The sequence below is a fragment of the Roseomonas sp. GC11 genome, from assembly GCF_024437745.1.
Taxonomy (GTDB): Bacteria; Pseudomonadota; Alphaproteobacteria; order Acetobacterales; family Acetobacteraceae; genus Pseudoroseomonas.
Genome location: NZ_JANFNY010000053.1, coordinates 15,651 through 35,077, shown reverse-complemented (window position 1 = coordinate 35,077; position 19,427 = coordinate 15,651). Strand labels below are relative to the sequence as shown.

Genomic DNA, 19,427 nt, shown 5'->3' with positions numbered 1-19,427 from the left:
CCCGCCCGCCGGTGGATTTCGCCACCGGCGGGCCAGGCAGGAGGGGCGGGCGGGGTGTTACTCCCACTCGGCGCGGCGGCCACCACGGCGGGCGCGGCGGCCTCGGCCTCCCGGCGGATCGGGCTGGGCCGCGCCGGCAGGTTCAGCCGGTGCGCCTTGCCCACCACCGCGTTCTTCGAGATGCCCATGCGCCGGCCGATCTCGGCCGTCGAATGCCCCTCAGCCCATAGCGCGCGCAAGGCCTCAATCGCTTCCGCCGTCCATTCCATCGCCCGAACTCCTGCCTCCACCACCACATACGGTAGTGAAATGCGGGGGTCGCACACAAGATGCGGCGCCGGAACAGAGCCGAAAAAGATGTGGAAAACCCTGGGGGCAAGTTCAAGCATTGCGGGAGTAACCCGGCGCGACTTCGCCCCGCCCCTGCGGGATTTGCCGGAATGCCTTAAAACAACAGGCCTTTGCGCAACAGGCCGTGGACTCCCTTCTCGCCATTGACCGTCTGCGTCACCCGGAAATCCACCGCCAGCGAGCAGAACTGATACGCCTCGGCCGCGGAGATGCCGGCGCGCGCGACGATGAAGGCGATCATCTCCCGCAGCGCCTGCTTCATGGCGAGGTCGAGATCCTCATGGATGCCCATGCTGATGAAATGCGTGGGCGTCTCCGCGCGCGGGAAGCGCAGGGCGGGCTGGCGCGCGCCGCCGCCCTTCTCCAGCGTCAGGCGGAACGTGCCGGTCAGGCACATTTCCAGCGCGGTGACACAGACTTCGCCATCGCCCTGGATGCCATGCCCATCGCCCGCGCTGAACAGCGCGCCCGGCGTGTGCACCGGCAGATAGAGCGTGCTGCCCGCCACCAGTTCCTTGTTGTCGAGATTGCCGCCATGCGCGCGCGGCTCCTTGGTGGAGATGGCGCCCCATTCCACCGGCGGCGCCACGCCCATGACGCCGAAGAAGGGCGAGAGCGGCAGCGTCAGCCCCCCCGCGAAAGGCAGGTGGCAGCTGCGCGCCGCGCGGTCCACCGGGATATGCACGAGGCGGCGATAGGGGAAATCCTCCGGCAGCGTGCCGGCCAGCGGGCGGAAGAGATTGTAGCCCCAGTCCGCACCCGGCTCGATCGCCTCGATGTCGATGCGCAGCGCATCGCCCGGCTCCGCCCCCGCCACCGCCACCGGGCCGGTGACGATATGCGGGCCCAGGCGCGGCACGCGGCCATCGGCCACGGCGGCATGGATGGCGGAGAGTTCCGGCGGAATGGCCAGGGCGCTCCCGGCGGGCGGCATCACCTCGGCGGGGCCGGAGACGCATTGCATCACCACCACATCGCCGGAGGCCACCGTCAGCACCGGCGCGAAAGCGGCATCGAAAGCACCAAAGCGCACCGTCTCCGGCGTGGCGGCGAGGCGATGGGTGGTGGACATGGCGGGTTCTCCTTCCTGGCGGCGGCAGCTTGCCACCCGGCCTTCCAGGGCGCCAGCCACGGGGGAGTGTGGAGAAGCAGAGCCAGGGAGAAGGGTTCTTTTTTGGAAAAAAGAACCAAAAAACTTTTTTCCGTCTGCGTCCCGCTGTGCCGGGAGGCGGCGTCAGCCGGAAAGAAAACCGCCGGACTGGCGCTGCCAGAGTTGTGCGTAGAGGCCGCCGGCGGCGAGCAGCTCCGCATGGCGCCCCTGCTCGGCGATGCGGCCCCGGTCGAGCACCACGATGCGGTCCATGCGCGACAGGGTGGAGAGGCGATGCGCGATGGCGATGACCGTCTTGCCCGCCATCAGCCCGTCGAGCTGTTCCTGGATGGCGGCTTCCACCTCGGAATCCAGCGCGCTGGTGGCTTCGTCGAGCACGAGGACAGGCGCGTCCTTCAGCAGCACGCGGGCGATGGCGATGCGCTGGCGCTGCCCGCCGGAGAGCTTCACGCCGCGCTCGCCCACCTGCGCGTCATAGCCGCGGCGCCCGCGCCAGTCCTGGAGTTCGCGGATGAAGCCATCAGCCTCGGCCTGGGCGGCGGCGCGGGTGATCTCCTCCTCCCCGGCGGTGGGGCGGCCGAAGCGGATATTGTCGCGCACGGAGCGGTGCAGCAGCGCGGTGTCCTGCGTCACCACGCCGATGGCGCCGCGCAGGCTCTCCTGGGTGACACCGGCGATATCCTGCCCGTCGATCAGGATGCGCCCCGATTGCGGGGCGAAGAAGCGCAGCAGCAGGTTCATCGCCGTGGTCTTGCCCGCGCCGGAATGGCCGACGAGGCCGACACGCTCGCCCGGCGCGATATCGAGGGAGAATTCCTCCAGCACATCGCGCGCGGCCCCGGCATAGGTGAAGCGCACCGCCTCGAAGGTGATGCGCCCCTCCCGCACCAGGAGGGGGCGGGCATCCCGCGGGTCGGGCGCGGTGGGGGGCACGGCGATGCTGCCGATCGCCTCCTGCACCACGCCGATATTCTCGAAGATGCCGGCGACGTTGAAGGCCACCCAGCCGGAGATATTGGCGATCTGCCAGGCCATCGGCAGGGCGGCGCCGACCACCGCCAGCTCGATCCGCCCGGCATCCCACAGGGCGAGGCAGAGCGTGGCCATGCCCACCAGAAGCATGGCGTTCAGCGTGGAGAGGCAGAGGCCGTTCAGCGTGATCATGCGCATCTGCCGCTGGAAGGCCTGGGTCAGGCCCAGGATGCCCTCGCGCACCTGGGCGTCCTCTTCCTCGGCGCGGGCGAAGAGCTTCAGCGTCAGGATGTTGGTGTAGCTGTCGACGATGCGGCCGGTGAGCAGGCTGCGCTGCTCGGAGGCGGCCTTGGAGCGGGCCCGCATCTGCGGCAGGATCAGCCGCAGCAGGGTGCAGTAGAGCGCGAACCAGAGCAGGATCGGCAGGGCCAGCCAGGCATCGGCGCTGGCGAGGTAGAGCACCGCGCCACTGCCATAGACCAGGATGTACCAGACGGCATTGACGCCCTGCACCACGCTCTCGCGCAGGGCGGGGCCGGCCTGCATGACGCGGTTGGCGATGCGCCCGGCGAAGTCCTCCTGGAAGAAGGGCAGGCCCTGGCGCACCACCAGCCAATGGCTCTGCCAGCGGATGAGGCTGGTGAAGCCGGCATTGATGGCCTGCTGGCTGATGAGGTTCTGCGCCAGGATGGCGGTGGGCCGCGCCAGCAGCAGCACCAGGGCCATGCTGAGCAGCGGCGCCCAGGCCTCGGCGAAGAGATGGCCGGGCCGGTGCGTGGCCAGCAGCCCGGCGACACGGCCGATGAAGACGGGGATCAGCGCATCGAGCAGCGCGACCGTCATCCCCGCCAGGAAGAGCAGGGCGAAAAGGGCGCGCCCCTGGCGCAGGAAGTGCCAGTAGAAGCCGCCCAGCGTGCGCGGTGGCGCCTCCCGCGGCACGGGCAGGCCCAGGATGCGGGTGGCCCGCCCCCCGGGGGGCGCCACGGGGTCGATGAGAGACTCGAAGAAGCGGAACACCATGGCCGCCAGGGCAGACCCGCCGCCCCGGCAAGTCAAGTTACCCTGGCGCGTCAGGCCGGCCGGGCGCCTGCCCAAACGATGAGAGGGGCTTTGCCGCTCTCATGCTGGCCTGAGGCCTTTGGAAATCCTTTCTGAAGGCGGGTGCAGGGGACCCTGCCCCCTGCCCCCTGCCCCCTGCCCAAGGGAAAGAAAGGGGGAGTTTGAGGGGGCAAAGCCCCCTCAGGCACGCGCTCAGAGCCAGCCCTTGCGCTTGAAATAGAGGATGGGCAGCAGGGCGCTGCCGATCATCAGCAGCAGCGCCAGGGGATAGCCGAAATCCCATTGCAGTTCCGGCATGGCCTGGAAGTTCATGCCGTAGATGCTCGCCACCAGGGTGGGCGGCATCAGCGCCACGCTGGCGACGGTGAAGGTCTTGATGATGCCGTTCTGGTCGATGTTGATGATGCCCAGCACGGCATCGAGCAGGAAATTGGCCTTGTTGTTGAGGAAGGCCGCGTGCTCGACGAGGGAGCGCACATCGCGCAGCACCGTCTTGATGGTGCTCTTGTTCTCCTTGCGCACATTCTCCGCGCCGACAAAGGTGAGGATGCGCGTCAGGCCCAGCAGCGTCTCATTGGCACGGCTCGTCACCTCCCCCACCTGACCGAGGGCGATGAGCACGTCCTTCATCTCGGCATCGCGCGCCTTGAGCTTCACCTTGCTGGTGCCGCGGGCATTCTGGAAGGCGGAGCGGCTGGCGCGGTCCATATCGGCGCCGACGCGCTCCAGCACATCGGCCAGCCGGTCCACCACCTGCTCGAAGAGGTGGAGCATCACCGCATCCGGGCTGGCGACCAGGGCGGGGGCGCGCAGCACGCGGTTGGCGAAGACGGCGAAGGCCTTGGGCGTGGCATAGCGCACCGTCACCAGCGCCGTGCTGGCGAGGACGAAGGTGATGGCGGTGGAGCCATATTCCCCCTCCTCCACGCCGTAGAGGAAATTCGCCGTCAGGAAGAGCGCCTCACCCTCCTTGTAGAGGCGGGAGGAGCTTTCGATCTCCTGCATTTCCTCCCGGGTCGGGATTTCCAGGGCCAGGGCCTGCTGCACCGCCCGCTCCTCCTCGGGCGAGGGGCAGAGCAGATCGATCCAGATGGCGGCCCGCAGCGCGTCGGCGGAGGGAATACCCTCCTGCCGGACGGTGCGGCCCTGCTGCACGCTGTAGGTGGTCATCATGCGCGCGCACTCCCGGGCAGGGGAAGGACGGGACGGAACAGGCGGTCAGGCCGCAAGGCGCGGCCCTTTTTGCCAGGCCGCGCGGCGCGGCCCGTTTTGTCAGGCCGCGAGGCGCGGCACGGGCAGCCCGAACAGGGTGGCGACGGACGGAAAATCCGCCGCCTGCGGGTGGCGCCCGCTGGCCACGGTGCCATCCTGCGGCCGCACCAGCTGGCAGACCGAGAGGCCGGCATTGGCCGCCGCATCCAGTTCCTCCGCCACGTCCGAGAGAAAAAGGATTTCCTGCGGCGGGCGGTGCAGCCCCTGGGCGATGGCGGCGTAGCTGGCCGCCTCGCGCTTGCCGCCCACGGCGGTGTCGAAGAAGCCGCCGAAGAGCGGCGTCAGGTCACCGGCCAGGGAATGGCCGAAGAGCAGCTTCTGCGCCGCGACCGAGCCCGAGGAATAGACCGCCAGGAACAGCCCGGCCCGCGCCCAGGCGCGCAGGCAGGGCGCGACATCGGGCCAGAGATGCCCCTCGATCTCGCCGCTCTGGAAGCCGGACTTCCAGATCAGGCCCTGCAGCGTCTTGAGCGGGCCGATCTTGGCATCCTCGGCCATCCAGCGGCGCAGGGCGTCGCGCACCGCCTCGCCCGGCCGGGCCAGGCGCTCCGCCTCGCGCAGGCAGGCGGAGACCTCGGCGGTGCCGCCCTCGGCATCGAGGAAGCCCTCCAGCGCGCGCTCCGCGAAGGGGAACAGCGTCTCCTTCACGAAGGCGATGGCGCTGGTGGTGCCCTCGATATCCGTCAGGATCGCGCTGGGAGGCGCCTTGGGAGACGCGCTCACCCGGTCACCGCCGGGAAGCGCTCGGCCATGTCGGTGCCAGTGTAGTGCGGCGTCCAGCCGGTGGTGTCGGTGAAGACGCGCAGCACGGTGAAGGAAGGCTCGGTGCCGGCATCGAACCAGTGCTGGGCATTGGCCGGCACGCTGATCAGGTCGCCCTGGGTGCAGTGGGCGTCATAGACCTTGCCGGCGGCGTGGATGATGAAGTTGCCCGCGCCCTCGTGGAAGAAGCGGACCTCGTCCTCCGTGTGGGTGTGCTCGGAGAGGAACTTGGCCCGCATGGCGTCCTTCTGCGGGTGGTCGGGCGTCAGCTTGATGACATCGGCCGTGCCGGCGCCGGTGCCGGCCATGAAGGCGTCGAGCTGCGGGCGGTAGGCTTCCAGCACCGCCTCGGCCGGGGCGCCGGCGGGCAGCGGGGCGACGGCCCAGCGCTCGAAGCGGACATGGATGGGGGCCAGCGCGGCGGCGATCTCGGCGGCGTCGCTGGTGCGAATCAGCTCTTCGCCGGTGGTGGCGTCCCGGACGGTCAGAAGGCTCATGGGGTCCTCCGCTCCTGCATTTCACATTCGAGCATGAATTCCAGCGCTTCCAGGCGGGCGAGCGCCGCATCCATGTCACGGGCCCATACATAAACCCCGTGGCCGCGGATCAAATACCCCGGCGGAATCGTGGTCAGATCCTTCCACCGCGCATCCACCACGCTTTGCAGCCGTGCAATATCCTGGTCGTTGCCGAAGACCGGCACCTCCACCCGCGCCTCATGGGTGGGCAGGCCGGGGAAGGCCTTCAGCAGCTCATACCCCTCCAGCGCCAGGCTGTCGCCGGCGGCGCGGGAGAGCACGGTGTTGGCGATGGAATGGCCATGCAGCACCGCCCCCGCCTCGGGGAAGCGGCGGTAGATGCCACAATGCAGCAGGGTCTCGGCCGAGGGGCGCAGCGCCGGATCCTCGGCGCGGCCCTCCAGGTCCACCACCATCACCGAATTCTCGTCCAGGAAGCCCTTATGCTGGCCGGAGCGGGTGATGGCGATGCGCCCGCCCGGCTGATGGCCCGATGGGCGACCCGGCAGACGCACCGAGAAATTCCCGGCCGTGGCGGGCACCCAGTTGAAGCGGTCCATGCGGCGCCCGGCGCGGATGATGGCCTGGATGGCGGCGTCGGGGATGGGCGATGTCATGGGCGCGGCGGTCTCCGTCCTGCGGCGGGGGCGGGCGCTGGATAGCGCAGGCAGCCGCGCCAGGGCAGCCATCCTGGTGCCCGGACGGATTAAAAGTTTTTTTCAGAAGCCCTCGGTGCGAGGGATTTTCCGCCGGGGGCGGAGCGGGAGGCGGGTTCGCCCCTTTTTTCCAGCCCGTTTCCGGAGCGGTATCCCCTGTCAGGCGGGGAGGCGTGGGGTGCCGCGCCTCCGGCCCACAGCAGGTTCAGCCGCAGCAGGTTCAGCCCTGGTGGCGTGCGCCCGGAAGTTGGGACTCCCCCCAGGGCATCCCCAGTGAGTCATCCTCACTGGGGGCATCTGCCTGGGGCGTCTCGCCCCCCCTGGCCTCAGGCGGCCGGGTGGGAGGAGTTGGAGGTGCGCGGCTCGGTGCTGGTGGCGCGCGCCTGGGCGGGGCCGGACAGGTTGCCGGCCGGGGCCTGCGGCGCGTCGGCCGCCATGGAGGCGTCCTTCTCGTCGTCCTCCTTCATGTTCTGCTTGAAGGACTTGATGCCCTTCGCGAGGTCGCCCATCAGGCCGCTGATCTTGCCGCTCCCGAAGAGCAGCAGGACCACGAGCAGCACGACAAGCCAGTGCCAGATGCTGAAGGAACCCATAGTTAAGCCTCGATCCAAATGGGCGGCCGCCACACCGCCGGGGCTGCCCCCCGTCGGCCGGACCGCGTCTCCTCGCCTCGATGGCCGACACTAGTGTCCCGCACACCATCGCGCAAAGGGGAGATGGCGTGAATCCCACCGGGAAACAACTGCCCCCTTGCGTTTCCGTGACATTTCCTCCATAAATTCATCTGATCCGGGCCCCTCTGGCGAGCCGGCAGGTCACAATGACCCTGCCACCGCGATGTCGGATCGACTTCTCGCGCAATCCGGGCCCGGTGCGCATCCCCACACAGCCTTCCAGGCGTGCGGCCGGCCCCATTCCTGAGGAGCCGTGCCCGTAATGGAAGCCTCTCTCTCGTTCTGGATAGTTTTCAACGCCGGTGTGTTCGGCCTGCTGCTGCTCGACCTTGGCGTCTTCGCCAGGAAGGACGCGAATGGCGACCCGGTGCCCGTGCCTGTCCGCACCGCGCTCATCAAGTCGGCCGCCTATTTCGGCCTGGCGCTGCTGTTCTTCGGCTGGCTGCGCCTGAGCTATGGCGCGACGCCCGAGATCCGCGAGGCCAAGAGCCTGGAGTTCCTCACCGGCTACATCATCGAGTGGTCGCTCTCGGTCGATAACATCTTCGTCTTCGTGCTGCTCTTCGCCAAGTTCGGCGTCCCGGCCGCCTATCAGCACCGCGTGCTGTTCTGGGGCATCCTGGGCGCGCTGGTGATGCGCGGCGTGATGATCCTGGTGGGCACCGCGCTGATGCGGGAGTTCGACTGGGTGATGATCATCTTCGGCCTGTTCCTGATCTACAGCGGCTGGCAGATGCTGCGCGCCGCGGATGAGGAGCCCGACCCCTCCGACAACAAGCTGCTGGCCTGGCTGCGCCGCCGCCTGCCGGTGACGGATGGCTATCGCGGCAAGGCCTTCCTGGTGCGCGAGGCCGGCCGCTGGGTGCTGACGCCGCTGGCGCTGGTGCTGATCCTGGTCGAGATGACCGACCTGGTCTTCGCCCTCGACAGCATCCCGGCCATCTTCGCCGTCTCGACCGACCCGTTCATCGTCTACACGGCGAATGTCTTCGCCATCCTCGGCCTGCGCGCCATGTATTTCGCGCTGGCGGGGGTGATCCACCGCTTCAAGTACCTGAAGCATGGCCTGTCGATCGTGCTGATGATCGTGGGCGCGAAGATGCTGGCCAACTGGTTCGCGGGCGGCAAGGCGGTGCCGGTGGAATATGCCCTGGCGCTGACCGGCAGCATCATCATCGGCTCCATCGCGCTCTCCCTGTGGAAGACGCGCCACGAGCCCAACCCGCAGTCCTGACGGATCGCGGGGTCCGGGGGGATCGCATCCCCCCGGCGGGGGTCAGGGGGCAGCGCCCCCTGATCTTTTTTAGGCCCTTGCCTCAACCATCCGCCTTAATCCCGAGCTTCTCGATCAGCCCGCCCCAGCGGCTGGTCTCCTCGGCGATCCAGGCCGCGAGTTCCTGCGGCCCGCTGCCCACGATCTCGAAGCCCCCCGTCTCGATGGCCTGCCGCACCTGCGGGCTGGCGAGCGCCGCCTTCGTCTCCCGCGCCAGCCGCTCGACATGCTCCGCCGGCATGGAAGCCGGGGCGACAAGGGCATTCCAGGCATAGGAGGTGGCCCCCGGCAGGCCGCACTCGATCAGCGTCGGCACCCCGGGCAGCTGCGGCAGCCGGGCCTCGGCCGTGACGGCCAGGGCGCGCACCTTCTGCTCGCGGATCTGCGGCAGGATGCCGGCCACGGTCAGGACCACCGCGCTGATGCGCCCGGCCACGAGGTCCAGCACCGCCTGCGGGAAGCCGCGATAGGTGACGTGCTCCAGCGCGATGCCGGTGCGGGCGGCGATATCGACCATCGCCAGATGCCCGCCCGAGCCGGGGCCGACGGAGCCATAGGTCAGCATCCCCGGCTGCGCCTTGGCCAGCGCCACGAACTCGGCGAAGCTCTGGGCCTTCAGCTCCGGGTGCACCACCAGCACCTGCCCCGCCCTGGCCAGCCAGGAGACGGGCGCCAGATCCTTCTGCGGGTCATAGGGCAGATGGGGGTAGAGCGCCCTGGCCGTGGCCAGCGGGCCGTTGATGGTCAGGCCGATGGTGTGGCCATCCACCGCCTTGGCCACCATATCCGTGCCGATATTGCCGCCCGCGCCGGCGCGGTTGTCGACGACGCAGGGCTGGCCCAGGGCGGTGGTGTAGTGCGGCGCCAGGGTGCGGGCCAGGAGGTCGGGCGTCGATCCCGCCGGGAAGGGCACCACCAGCCGCAGCGGCTTCTCCGGCCAGGCGGGCTGGGCCCGCGCCGGGCGCGGCGCGGCCAGATCCAGGCTCAGCGCGGCGCCCCCGAGGGCGAGCAGGGAACGGCGATGCAGGGTCATGGGACCGGGCCTCCACACGGGAACGGGCGCGGGTTGAGCATGGCCGCGCCGCGCCGTCCAGCCGTTCAGCGCGCCGCCACCCGCCCCAGGGGAAGCCCGGAAGGATGGATGAAGCCGCGCGCGGCATAGGTGGTGGCGCCATAATCGCCCGCCGGTGGGTACCAGACCTTGATCAGCGACCAGTCATTGGCCGGGGAGATGTCGAGCACCGGCTGGTCCCGCGTGATGCGGCCCTTGGCGGCGCCGCTGGCCCAATTCGCGTGGTCCACCCGGATCTCCCGCGCCGAGACCACCCGCGTCACCACGGAGAGATGCCCGTCCCGCAGCCGGCCCTGGCGCGGCAGCACCAGCACGCTGCCAGGGCGCGGGGCATGGCCACGGTCATAGAGACCGGCGGCGGCCTCCCACCACGCCCAGGCATCGCCGCGCAGGTCGATGCCGGAGCGGGCACGGGCATAGGGAACGCAGGTCACCGGCTCGCGCAGGGCCTCCGCGCCGAGGACGGGGCCGCGCGGTGAGGTGCCGCCGCAGGCGGAGAGCAGCAGAAGAAAAAACAGACAAAAAACTGAAAAAAGGCCGGGGGAAGGAATTCCCCCGGACCCCCTGCTTTTTTCTGTCAGGCTGCCGCAGGCAAGAAGAAACAAGGCAGCGTCAGCGGGCGGCGGGGACACCGCGCAGATGGCCGCCCGGCGTGCCGCCCGGGACCTTCGCGCACAGGTCGGCCGCGGTGAGCAGGCGCGGCATGTCCAGGCCCGTCGCCACGCCCATGCGGGCGAACATCCAGGCGAGGTCCTCCGTCGCCGTGTTGCCGGTGGCACCCGGCGCGAAGGGGCACCCCCCCAGGCCGCCCGCCGCGCCATCGAACACCCGGACACCCGCCTGATAGGCGGCCAGCGCATTCGCCAGCCCCATGCCGTAGGTGTCATGGCCATGGAAGGCCCAGGGATTCTCCCAGGAGGCCACGGTGTGGCGGAACACCGCGGCCACCTGGTCCGGCGCGGCATTGCCGGTGGTGTCGGCAATGGCGATCTCCATGCCGAGATCCAGCGCGAACACCTGCTCCACAAGGTCGATGGTGTCGCGCGGCGCCACCACCCCCTCGAAGGGGCAGTGGAAGGCGCAGGAGAGGTTGAAGCGCATCTTCACCCCCTGCCGCCCGCCCTCGCGCACAAGGTCCGACAGCTCGGACAGGCTGTCCGCCCGGCCCCGGTTCAGGTTGGCGCGGTTGTGCGACTCGGTGACCGACATGAAGAAGCCCAGCCGGTCCGCCCCCGCCGCCAGGGCGAGGTCGAAGCCCTTGCGGTTCGGCACCAGCACGGTGCATTCCAGGCCCGGCAGCGCCTTGGCGGCCTTCAGCACCTCGGCCGTGTCCGCCATCTGCGGCACGGCGCGCGGGCTGACGAAGCTGCCCACCTCCATCCGCCGCACCCCGGCCTCATACAGCGCCCGCACCATGGCGATCTTCGTCTCCGTCGGCACGAAGGGGCCGATGGATTGCAGCCCGTCGCGCGGCGCGACCTCGCTGAGGGTGATGCTCTCGGCCATGCTCATGCCTCCTCGCCCGATCTCTCTTCGCCCAACCAGTCCCGGAACACCTGCGCGTTGTGCGCCCCGATGGCCGGCCCCGTCCAGCGCACCATCTCACGCGGCGAGACGCCATCGAAACGAAAGGGCGCCGCCGGGTGCAGCAGCGGGCCCATCAGCGGGTCCTCCACCGCCATCACCGAGTCGCGGGCGCGGAAATGCGGGTCCTCGGCGATGTCGCGGATGTCGTAGAGGCGCGAGCACGGCACCTCCGCCGCCTCCAGCACCGCCTGCGCCTCCTGCGCCGGCAGGGTGCGGCTCCAGGCGGCGATGGCGGCATCCAGCTCCGCCACATGGGCGCAGCGCCCGGCATTGTCGGCCATGCGCGGGTCGGCCGCCAGTTCCGGCCGGCCGATCGCCGCCATCAGCCGGCGGAAGATCAGGTCCGAATTGCCGGCGACGCAGAGCCATTTGCCATCGGCGCAGGGATAGGTGTTGGTGGGCGCGGCCGTCGGGATGGCGGCGCCCGCCGGCTGGCGGATGGCGCCGGTCACGCCATATTCGGGCAGCATCCCCTCCATCAGGCTGAGCACGCTGTCCACCAAGTTGATGTCGATGATGCGGCCGCGCCCTTCGGCGCCCACCCGGTCCTGCCCCACCCGGTCCTGCCCCACCCGGTCCCGCCCCCAGCAGGCGGAGACCAGCGCCAGGGCGGCATACATGCCGGCCAGGTCGTCGCTGATGGAAATGCCGCAGCGCGGCGGCGGCAGCTCCGTCTGGCCCGGATTCGCGGTGAGGTGGCGCAGCCCCCCCATCGCCTCGCCAATGGCGCCGAAGGCCGGCTTGTCGCGATACGGCCCGTCCTGCCCATAGCCGGAGACGCGGGCGATCACGAGGCGCGGATTCACCCCGTGCAGCACCTCCGGCCCCAGCCCGATTCGCTCCAGATAGCCGGGGCGGTAATTCTCCACCAGCGCATCGGCCCGCGCCGCCAGCTTCAGCAGCCGCGCCCGGTCCGCCGGATTCTTCAGGTCCAGCGTGACGGAGAGCTTGTTGCGGCCATGGATGCTGAACCACAGCGGATGCCCCTGGTGCCGCCGGCCCCAGCCGCGCACCGGGTCGCCATCCGGCGGCTCCACCTTCACCACCTCGGCGCCCATATCGGCCAGCAGCCGGGTGGCGAAGGGCGCGGCGATATAATGCCCGAGTTCCAGCACCTTCAGCCCCGTCAGCGGCAGGCGGGCGGCAACCGGAAGGGCGGCATCCGGTGATGGGGTCATGGCGGGCTTTTCCTCTCTGCCGTGGCGGCGCCGGCAGGCTTGGGCGAGCCGCCGCGCGCCGGCAAGGGGGGCGCGTTTTTTTTGCGCCGCACACGCTTATCGGAAACCGCGCGTCAACCATCTCCCTCGCATGATCGGTGTGGGCCACGAACCCAGGCCCTGTCTCTCCCGATCGGCGCCGGACCCCGAACTCACCGGCGCCGCCGCACCACCCAGCCTTCCCGGTGCGGTCTCACTGGGGCGGATCCTCCCCCGGGATCCGCCCCCTCTTTTTTTTCGGGGCTCCCCCGACTCCACCACCCTTTCTCGCAGTGCAGCACGGGCCGATGATAGGGCACCGCTCCTGACCCAAAGGGGATCCCTGCCATGCGCCCCACCCCGCCCCCACCCCGCCCCGTGGAGCGCCGCGCGTGATCGGCGGCCTCACCACCCTCCTGCTCTGCCAGCTCGGCGGCGAGGTCATCGCCCGCGCCCTGCACCTGCCGGTGCCGGGGCCGGTGCTCGGCATGGTGCTGCTCTTCGCCGGGCTGCTCCTGCGCGACCGCCTGCGCGACGACGGCGCCGAGCCGGAGGCCCCCGGCCTGCCCGGCCTCGGCCAGACCGCCGATACCCTGCTGCGCCATCTCGGCCTGCTCTTCGTCCCCGCCGGGGTCGGCGTCGTCGTCTACCTGCCGCAGATGGCGCGGGACTGGGCGCCACTCTCCCTCGCCGTGCTGGCCGGCACCCTGGCCGGCATCGCCTTCACCGGGCGGCTCGCGGAATGGCTGATGCGGCGGCACGGGCGATGATCGACCTCCAGGAAATCTGGGTCTACCTGGCGCGCGACCCGCTGGCCGCCCTCACCGCCACCCTCCTCGCCTGGATGGCCGGGCTGCGCCTCGCCGCCCTCTGCCGCTGGCACCCGGCGGCCAACCCCGTGCTCTTCGCCGTCGCCCTGCTGGCCGGCGCCCTGCTGCTCTCCGGCGTCGAATACCGCGGCTATTTCCAGGGGGCGCAATTCGTCCACTTCCTGCTCGGCCCGGCCACCGTCGCCCTCGCCGTGCCGCTCTACCGGCAATGGCAGCATGTGCGCAGCTCCGCCCTGGCCGCGCTCGTCGCCACCATCGCCGGCGGCGGCGTGGCGGCGGCGGTCGGGGTGGGCATCGGCCTGCTGCTGCACGCGGCGCCGGAAGTCACGGCAAGCCTCGCGCCGCGCTCTGTCACCACCCCCGTCGCCATGGGCATCGCGGCGCAGATCGGCGGCCTGCCAGGGCTCACCGCCGCCCTCGTCCTCGCCTCCGGGGTGACGGGGGCCACGCTCGGGCCCACCATCCTCAACTGGGCGCGGGTGAAGGACTGGCGCGCCCGCGGCCTCGCCATGGGCACGGCGGCGCATGGCCTGGGCACGGCGCGCGCCATCTCGGTCAACGCCACGGCGGGGGCCTTCAGCGGCCTCGCCATGGGGCTCAATGCCCTGGCCACCGCGCTGCTGCTGCCGCTGCTCTGGCAGATCTTCATGCGCTAGCCGCGGGGGCGCCGCCCCCGCACCCCGGCCCCCACACACCCACCAGGGAGGCAGGGCCTCCCCGGACCCCGCCTTCCGTAAAAAAGGGGACTTCGCAAGCGGGGCGGGGCGGCTCTACCCTGACGCCGGAGACGCCAGAACAAAGACATGGCGACAGGGAGTTGCAGAATGCTGCGGAGAAGTTTGGGCGCCGCTCTGGCGCTGGGTGTCACCCTCATGGCCAGCGGCGCCTCCGCCCAGCAGAGGGACCTGACGGTGGTCTCCTGGGGCGGCGCCTACCAGGATGCGCAGCGGGAGATCTTCTTCCGCCCCTTCCAGCAGCAGACGGGCTCCCGCCTGCTGGAAGAGACCTGGGATGGCGGCGTCGGCGTGCTGCGCGCCAAGATCCAGTCCGGCGCCAACAACTGGGACGTCGTCCAGGTCGAGAGCGAGGAACTCCTCCTCGGCTGCGAGGAAGGGCTGTTCGAGAAGATGGACTTCGCCGCCATCGGCGGGCGCGAGAGCTTCATCCCCGAGGCCGTGCATGAATGCGGCGTCGGCAATATCCTCTATTCCTTCGTGCTGGCCTACGACAAGGCGCGCATCGCCGATGGCCCGCGCAACTGGGCGGACTTCTTCGACACCACCCGCTTCCCCGGCAAGCGCGCCCTGCGCCGCGGCCCGAAGGTGACGCTGGAAATCGCCCTGCTGGCCGATGGCGTGCCGCCCGGCGAGGTCTACAGGCTGCTCGCCACCAATGCCGGCGTCGACCGCGCCTTCCGCAAGCTCGACGCGCTGAAGGCCAATATCGTGTGGTGGGAGCGCGGCAGCCAGCCGGCCCAGCTCCTGGCCAGCGGCGAGGTCGCCATGACCAACGCCTATAACGGCCGCATCACCGCCGCCAACCAGAATGACGGCCGCAATTTCGGCATCGCCTGGGCCAACAACCTCTTCACCCTGGATTCCTGGGTGGTCATGAAGGGCAGCCCGAACCGCCAGCGCGCGCTCGACTTCATCAAGTTCGTCAGCCAGCCGCAGCTCCAGGCCCAGCTCCCCCCGCGCATCCCCTACGGCCCGACGGCCCGCGGCGCGCAGGACGGGCTGCCGGCCGCCGTGCTCGCCAACCTGCCCACCACCCCGGCCAATGCCGAGGGCGCCCTGCAGATCAGCGACAAGTTCTGGCTCGACAACCTCGACAAGCTGACCCAGCGCTTCAACAACTGGGTCTCGAAGTAAGCGCGTGACGAGACGTTGGATGGCGGCGGCGCTGGTGGCGCCGCTGCTGCTTTTCCTGCTGGCGGTCTTCGTGCTGCCGATCGGCGCCTTCCTGCTGCGCGGCGTGGAGGAGCGCGACGTCGCCCCCGTGCTGCCGCGCAGCACCGCCGCCCTCGCCGCCTGGAACGGCGCGGGGCTGCCGGACGAGGCTGCCTTCGCCGCCCTCATCGAGGATCTGCGCGAGGCCCGCGCGCGCGACCAGGAGAGCGGCGCCGGCAGCATCGCCCGCGCCAGCGCCCGGCTGAACGCCGACTGGCCCGGCTTCCGCAGCCTGCTGCCCATGACGGCGCGCCGCGTCGCCGCCGGCACCGAAGGCCCGGCGCGCGAGGCCCTCATCGGCATCAGCGAGGACTGGGGCACCCCCATCCCCTGGGCGGCCATCCGCCGCGCCGGCGGGCCCTATTCGGATTTCAACCTGCTCGCCGTGCTCGACCTGAAGCGCGATGCCGCCGGCGCCATCGGCGCCGCGCCGGAGCAGGAGCGGATCTTCCGCGCCATCCTCTGGCGCACGCTGTGGATCGGCGCCCTCGCCACGCTGATCTGCCTGGCGCTGGGCTATCCGCTGGCCTGGCTGATCGCCACCGCGCCGCCGCGCCTGGCGCCGCTGCTGCTGGGCGGCGTGCTGCTGCCCTTCTGGACCAGCCTGATCGTCCGCACCGCCGCCTGGACCGTGCTGCTCCAGCGCGAGGGGGTGGTGAACGCCGCACTCGCCGCCCTGCGCCTGACGGAGGGGCCGCTGCCGCTGCTCTACAACCGCGGCGCCGTGCTGCTGGCCATGGTGCACATCCTGCTGCCCTTCATGGTGCTGCCCATCTATGCCAGCCTGAAGGCGCTGGACTGGCGCCTGCCGCGCGCGGCGCTCTCGCTCGGCGCCTCGCCGCTGCGGGCCTTCCTGCGCGTTTCGCTGCCGCTCTCCCTGCCAGGGGTGGGGGCGGGCTGCCTGCTGGTCTTCATCCAGGCGCTGGGCTTCTACGTCACCCCCGCCCTGCTCGGCGGCGCGAATGACCAGATGGTGCCCTATTTCGTCGCCTTCTACGCCTCCCGCACCGTTAACTGGGGGATGGCGGCGGCGCTCTCGCTGCTGCTGCTGGCGGCGGTGGCGCTGGTGGTCGCGCTCTATGGCCGCCTCGTCGGCTTCGGCAAGGTGAGGACGGCATGAAGGCCCCCCGTATCCTGCTCTCGCGTGTTTTGCTGTGGGGGACGGGGCTGCTCGTCATCCTCTTCCTGCTGGCGCCGGTGCTGGTGGTGCTGCCGCTCTCCTTTTCCTCCGGCGCCTTCCTGTTCTACCCGCTGCCTGGCCTCTCCCTGCGCTGGTACGCGGATTTCTGGGCCTCCGACTTCTGGCTGCCGGCGCTGTGGAACAGCCTGCGCGTCGGCGCCGGGGCCTCGCTGGTGGCCGGCACGCTGGGCACGCTGGCCGCCTTCGGCCTCTGGCGCGCCCCCTTCCCCGGCAAGACGCTGGTGATGGCGGTGCTGCTGGCGCCCATGGTGGTGCCGGCCATCATCGTGGCGGTGGCGCTGCTGCTGGCCTTCGGCCCGCTCGGCCTGACCAACAGCTTCACCGGGCTGGTGCTGGGCCATGCCGCGCTCGGCGCGCCCTTCGTCGTGGTCACGGTGCTGGCGGCGCTCCAGCAGTTCGACGCCGTGCAGCTGCGCGCCGCCGCCGCCTGCGGCGCCAGCCCGGCCACCGCCTTCCGCCGCGTCTGCCTGCCGCAGATCCTGCCCGGTGTCGCCGCCGGCGCCGTCTTCGCCTTCGCCACCAGCCTGGATGAGGTGGCGGTGGCGCTCTTCATCGCCGGCCCGGCCCAGCGCACCCTGCCGCGCCAGATGTTCTCCGGCCTGAACGACTCCATCAGCCTGACCATCATGGCCGCCGCCATGGTGCTGGTGGTGATCTCGGTGCTGCTGCTGGCGGCGGTGACGCTGTTGCAGCGGCGGCGGGCGCCGTGAGTAAGTTGAATTATTTCTTCTTTTTCTGAAGAAAAAGAAGCAAAAAGACTTTCTTTCAGTTTAGCGTCCCGCTTCAGGCCTGAGGCGGGACGCTGACTGGAAAAAAGTTTTTTGGTTATTTTTTCCAAAAAAGAACAGCTTCCCTTAAAAAAATCCTTCCTCCCGCCGCAGGCACGCAACGCGATTGTGTGCGGCGGCGGAGTTTGCATCATGCTCGGCAACAACCAACTGCGGCAGGCAGCCGCGACCGACAGAGGGAGGATGCGCATGACCACCACCCCGATTCCGCGCCGGGATGTCCTGGCCGCCGGCGGCGCCCTGCTGGGCGCGGCGATGCTGGCGGAAACGGCCCAGGCCCAGATGCCCAGCAGTTCCAGCGCGCCCTTCGCGCTGCCGCAGCTGCCCTACGCCTTCAATGCGCTGGAGCCGCATATCGACGCGGCCACGATGGAGATCCACCACGGCAAGCACCACGCGGCCTATGTCTCGGCGCTGAACATCGCGCTGAAGGAACAGCCGCGCATGGCCGGGCAGAAGCTGGAGGATATCCTGGCCCGCCTCGCCGACGCGCCGGACAATATCCGCGCCGCCCTGCGCAACAATGGCGGCGGGCACGCCAACCATGCCATGTTCTGGCAGATCATGGGCGGCCGCGGCGGCGACCCCACCGGCCCCCTCGCCCAGGCCATCCAGCGCGATTTCGGCAGCTTCGAGCGCTTCCGCGCCGATTTCAACGGGGCGGGGCTGCGCCTCTTCGGCTCGGGCTGGGTCTTCGTCACGGTGGACAGGGACGGGCGCCTCGCCGTCACCACACGGCCCAACCAGGACACGCCCCTGATGGAAGGGCAGCGCGTCCTCATGGGCAATGACGTGTGGGAACACGCCTATTACCTGAAATACAACAACCGCCGCGCTGAATACCTCGCCGGCTGGTGGAACGTGCTGGACTGGAACCGCCTCAACGAACGCTACGCCGCCGCGCGGGCGGGCACGCTCGGGATCTGAGAACAGAACAATCCGGGGCGCCGCCCCGGACCCCGCTGGGGGGACAGGGTCCCCCCAGACCCCGCCTTCAGATTGCCCCGCCTTCAGGCGGCGAAGGCGTGGGCGTGCTCGGCCTCCCAGGCCAGGGCGGCGGGGCCGCCAGGCTCGGGCAACTGGCCGCCGCCGATGGCGCGCTTGACCAGGATTTCCCCGCCATCGCCGAAGCCAAGGCGCAGGCGGACATGGTCGCCCTGGAAGATCGCTTCCTTCAGCGTGGCGGGCAGCGCCCATTCATCCAGCGCCTCGGCCGCCACGGGGGCCACGGCCACGCGCTCCGGCCGCACCGCCACGACGCAGCGGTTGCCCTCCCCCTGCACATCCACCAGCCGCGCCCAGACATCCGGGCCGCAATCCAGCGCCACGCGCGCCAGCCCGTCATGCTCCTCGACGATCACGCCCGGCAGGCGGTTATTCTCGCCGACGAAGCCGGCGACGAAGGCATTGGCCGGCTCCTCGTAGATGCGGCGGGGCGCGGCCAGCTGGCGGATCAGCCCGCCCTCGAACACCGCGATGCGGTCGGACAGCGTCAGCGCCTCCGCCTGATCATGGGTGACATACATCATCGTCAGGCCCAGGCGCTGGTGCAGGGCGCGGATCTCGTACTGCATCTCCTCGCGCAGCGCCTTGTCCAGCGCGCCCAGCGGCTCGTCCAGCAGGACGATGGGCGGCTCGAACACCATGGCGCGGGCCAGCGCGATGCGCTGCTGCTGCCCGCCGGAAAGCTGGGCGGGGCGGCGCTCGCCAAAGCTCTCCAGCCGCACCATGGCCAGGGCGCGCTTCACCCGCGCCTCGCGCTCCGCCCGCGGCACGCCGCGCACCTCCAGCGGGAAGGCGACATTCTCCGCCACGCTCATATGCGGGAACAGGGCGTAGGACTGGAACACCACGCCGATGCCGCGCCGGTGCGGCGGCAGGCGGGCGATGTCGCGCCCCTCCAGCAGGATGCGGCCCTCGGTCGGCAGTTCGAAGCCGGCGAGCATCATCAGCGTCGTCGTCTTGCCGGAACCGGAGGGGCCGAGCAGGGTGAGCAGCTCCCCCTTCTCCACCTCCAGGTCGAGCTGCCGCACGGCATAGCCGCCGCCGGCCGGCCCATAGGCCTTTTTCACACCCTCGAAGCGGACCAGAGCCTCCGCCATGCGTGCCATCCCCCCGTTCGGCGACCGCGCAAGCCATCCCTGGCCGGCGGTGGC

Annotated in this window: 20 protein-coding genes; 7 read left to right on the top strand and 13 right to left on the bottom strand. The window is 70.4% G+C overall.

Going from position 1 to position 19,427, the window contains the following annotated elements; all coding sequences use genetic code 11:
* The 8 genes from NON00_RS16295 to NON00_RS16260 form a co-directional block, all read right to left on the bottom strand.
* Positions 1-269: GcrA family cell cycle regulator (locus NON00_RS16295; protein WP_256023050.1), on the bottom strand; the 269-nt coding region annotated here is incomplete at its 3' end.
* A 176-nt stretch (positions 270-445) separates the two neighbouring features.
* Positions 446-1,423, bottom strand: coding sequence for an acetamidase/formamidase family protein (locus NON00_RS16290; RefSeq protein ID WP_256023047.1), 978 nt, complete (start codon positions 1,421-1,423; stop codon positions 446-448).
* A 162-nt stretch (positions 1,424-1,585) separates the two neighbouring features.
* Positions 1,586-3,454, bottom strand: a complete 1,869-nt coding sequence (locus NON00_RS16285; RefSeq protein WP_305123389.1) for an ABC transporter ATP-binding protein — start codon at positions 3,452-3,454, stop codon at positions 1,586-1,588.
* 231 nt (positions 3,455-3,685) lie between these two features.
* The gene (gene corA, locus NON00_RS16280; protein WP_256023045.1) at positions 3,686-4,666 is read right to left on the bottom strand and encodes a magnesium/cobalt transporter CorA; all 981 of its coding nucleotides are present in this window, start codon (positions 4,664-4,666) and stop codon (positions 3,686-3,688) included.
* Between the two features lie 99 nt (positions 4,667-4,765).
* Entirely contained in the window at positions 4,766-5,488 is a 723-nt protein-coding gene (gene mtnC / locus NON00_RS16275; RefSeq protein WP_256023042.1) for an acireductone synthase, read from the bottom strand.
* On the bottom strand, positions 5,485-6,024 hold the full coding sequence (locus NON00_RS16270) for an acireductone dioxygenase (protein WP_256023039.1): 540 nt from the start codon (positions 6,022-6,024) through the stop codon (positions 5,485-5,487). Before NON00_RS16270 ends, mtnC begins: the two co-directional genes overlap by 4 nt.
* Positions 6,021-6,662 (bottom strand): methylthioribulose 1-phosphate dehydratase, encoded by a 642-nt coding sequence (locus NON00_RS16265; RefSeq protein ID WP_256023036.1) that lies wholly within the window; start codon positions 6,660-6,662, stop codon positions 6,021-6,023. Before NON00_RS16265 ends, NON00_RS16270 begins: the two co-directional genes overlap by 4 nt.
* A 365-nt stretch (positions 6,663-7,027) precedes the next feature.
* Positions 7,028-7,294, bottom strand: a complete 267-nt coding sequence (locus NON00_RS16260) for a twin-arginine translocase TatA/TatE family subunit (protein ID WP_256023034.1) — start codon at positions 7,292-7,294, stop codon at positions 7,028-7,030.
* Between the two features lie 343 nt (positions 7,295-7,637).
* Between NON00_RS16260 and NON00_RS16255 the strand changes: the two genes are divergently transcribed.
* Positions 7,638-8,609, top strand: a complete 972-nt coding sequence (locus NON00_RS16255; RefSeq protein ID WP_256023032.1) for a TerC family protein — start codon at positions 7,638-7,640, stop codon at positions 8,607-8,609.
* A gap of 82 nt (positions 8,610-8,691) precedes the next feature.
* On the opposite strand, the gene NON00_RS16250 is transcribed toward NON00_RS16255, so the two are convergent.
* The 4 genes from NON00_RS16250 to NON00_RS16235 form a co-directional block, all read right to left on the bottom strand.
* A complete protein-coding gene (locus NON00_RS16250) occupies positions 8,692-9,681 on the bottom strand; it encodes a tripartite tricarboxylate transporter substrate binding protein (RefSeq protein WP_256023029.1) in 990 nt (329 codons plus the stop codon).
* A gap of 65 nt (positions 9,682-9,746) precedes the next feature.
* Positions 9,747-10,154 (bottom strand): CHAP domain-containing protein, encoded by a 408-nt coding sequence (locus NON00_RS16245; protein WP_256023027.1) that lies wholly within the window; start codon positions 10,152-10,154, stop codon positions 9,747-9,749.
* 178 nt (positions 10,155-10,332) lie between these two features.
* Complete coding sequence (locus NON00_RS16240; protein ID WP_256023024.1) at positions 10,333-11,226, bottom strand: hydroxymethylglutaryl-CoA lyase; 894 nt, start codon at positions 11,224-11,226, stop codon at positions 10,333-10,335.
* A gap of 2 nt (positions 11,227-11,228) precedes the next feature.
* On the bottom strand, positions 11,229-12,485 hold the full coding sequence (locus NON00_RS16235; protein ID WP_256023021.1) for a CaiB/BaiF CoA-transferase family protein: 1,257 nt from the start codon (positions 12,483-12,485) through the stop codon (positions 11,229-11,231).
* 410 nt (positions 12,486-12,895) lie between these two features.
* Between NON00_RS16235 and NON00_RS16230 the strand changes: the two genes are divergently transcribed.
* From NON00_RS16230 to NON00_RS16205, 6 genes are all read left to right on the top strand, one after another.
* Positions 12,896-13,273 (top strand): CidA/LrgA family protein, encoded by a 378-nt coding sequence (locus NON00_RS16230; RefSeq protein ID WP_256023019.1) that lies wholly within the window; start codon positions 12,896-12,898, stop codon positions 13,271-13,273.
* Positions 13,246-13,989: an LrgB family protein gene (locus NON00_RS16225; protein WP_256023017.1), complete on the top strand. Its 744-nt coding sequence runs from the start codon at positions 13,246-13,248 to the stop codon at positions 13,987-13,989. The genes NON00_RS16230 and NON00_RS16225 overlap by 28 nt, the downstream gene beginning before the upstream one ends.
* Positions 13,990-14,157: 168 nt before the next feature.
* Positions 14,158-15,204 carry an ABC transporter substrate-binding protein gene (locus NON00_RS16220; protein WP_256023014.1) on the top strand — a complete coding sequence of 349 codons (1,047 nt, stop codon included), beginning with the start codon at positions 14,158-14,160 and terminating at the stop codon, positions 15,202-15,204.
* 4 nt (positions 15,205-15,208) lie between these two features.
* The gene (locus NON00_RS16215; protein WP_256023011.1) at positions 15,209-16,402 is read left to right on the top strand and encodes an ABC transporter permease; all 1,194 of its coding nucleotides are present in this window, start codon (positions 15,209-15,211) and stop codon (positions 16,400-16,402) included.
* A complete protein-coding gene (locus tag NON00_RS16210) occupies positions 16,399-17,193 on the top strand; it encodes an ABC transporter permease (RefSeq protein WP_256023008.1) in 795 nt (264 codons plus the stop codon). The genes NON00_RS16215 and NON00_RS16210 overlap by 4 nt, the downstream gene beginning before the upstream one ends.
* Before the next feature lie 267 nt (positions 17,194-17,460).
* Positions 17,461-18,198: a superoxide dismutase gene (locus tag NON00_RS16205; protein WP_370688728.1), complete on the top strand. Its 738-nt coding sequence runs from the start codon at positions 17,461-17,463 to the stop codon at positions 18,196-18,198.
* A gap of 83 nt (positions 18,199-18,281) precedes the next feature.
* Here NON00_RS16205 and NON00_RS16200 read toward each other — a convergent pair whose 3' ends face one another.
* Positions 18,282-19,373 carry an ABC transporter ATP-binding protein gene (locus NON00_RS16200; RefSeq protein WP_256023006.1) on the bottom strand — a complete coding sequence of 364 codons (1,092 nt, stop codon included), beginning with the start codon at positions 19,371-19,373 and terminating at the stop codon, positions 18,282-18,284.
* Positions 19,374-19,427 lie beyond the last annotated feature (54 nt).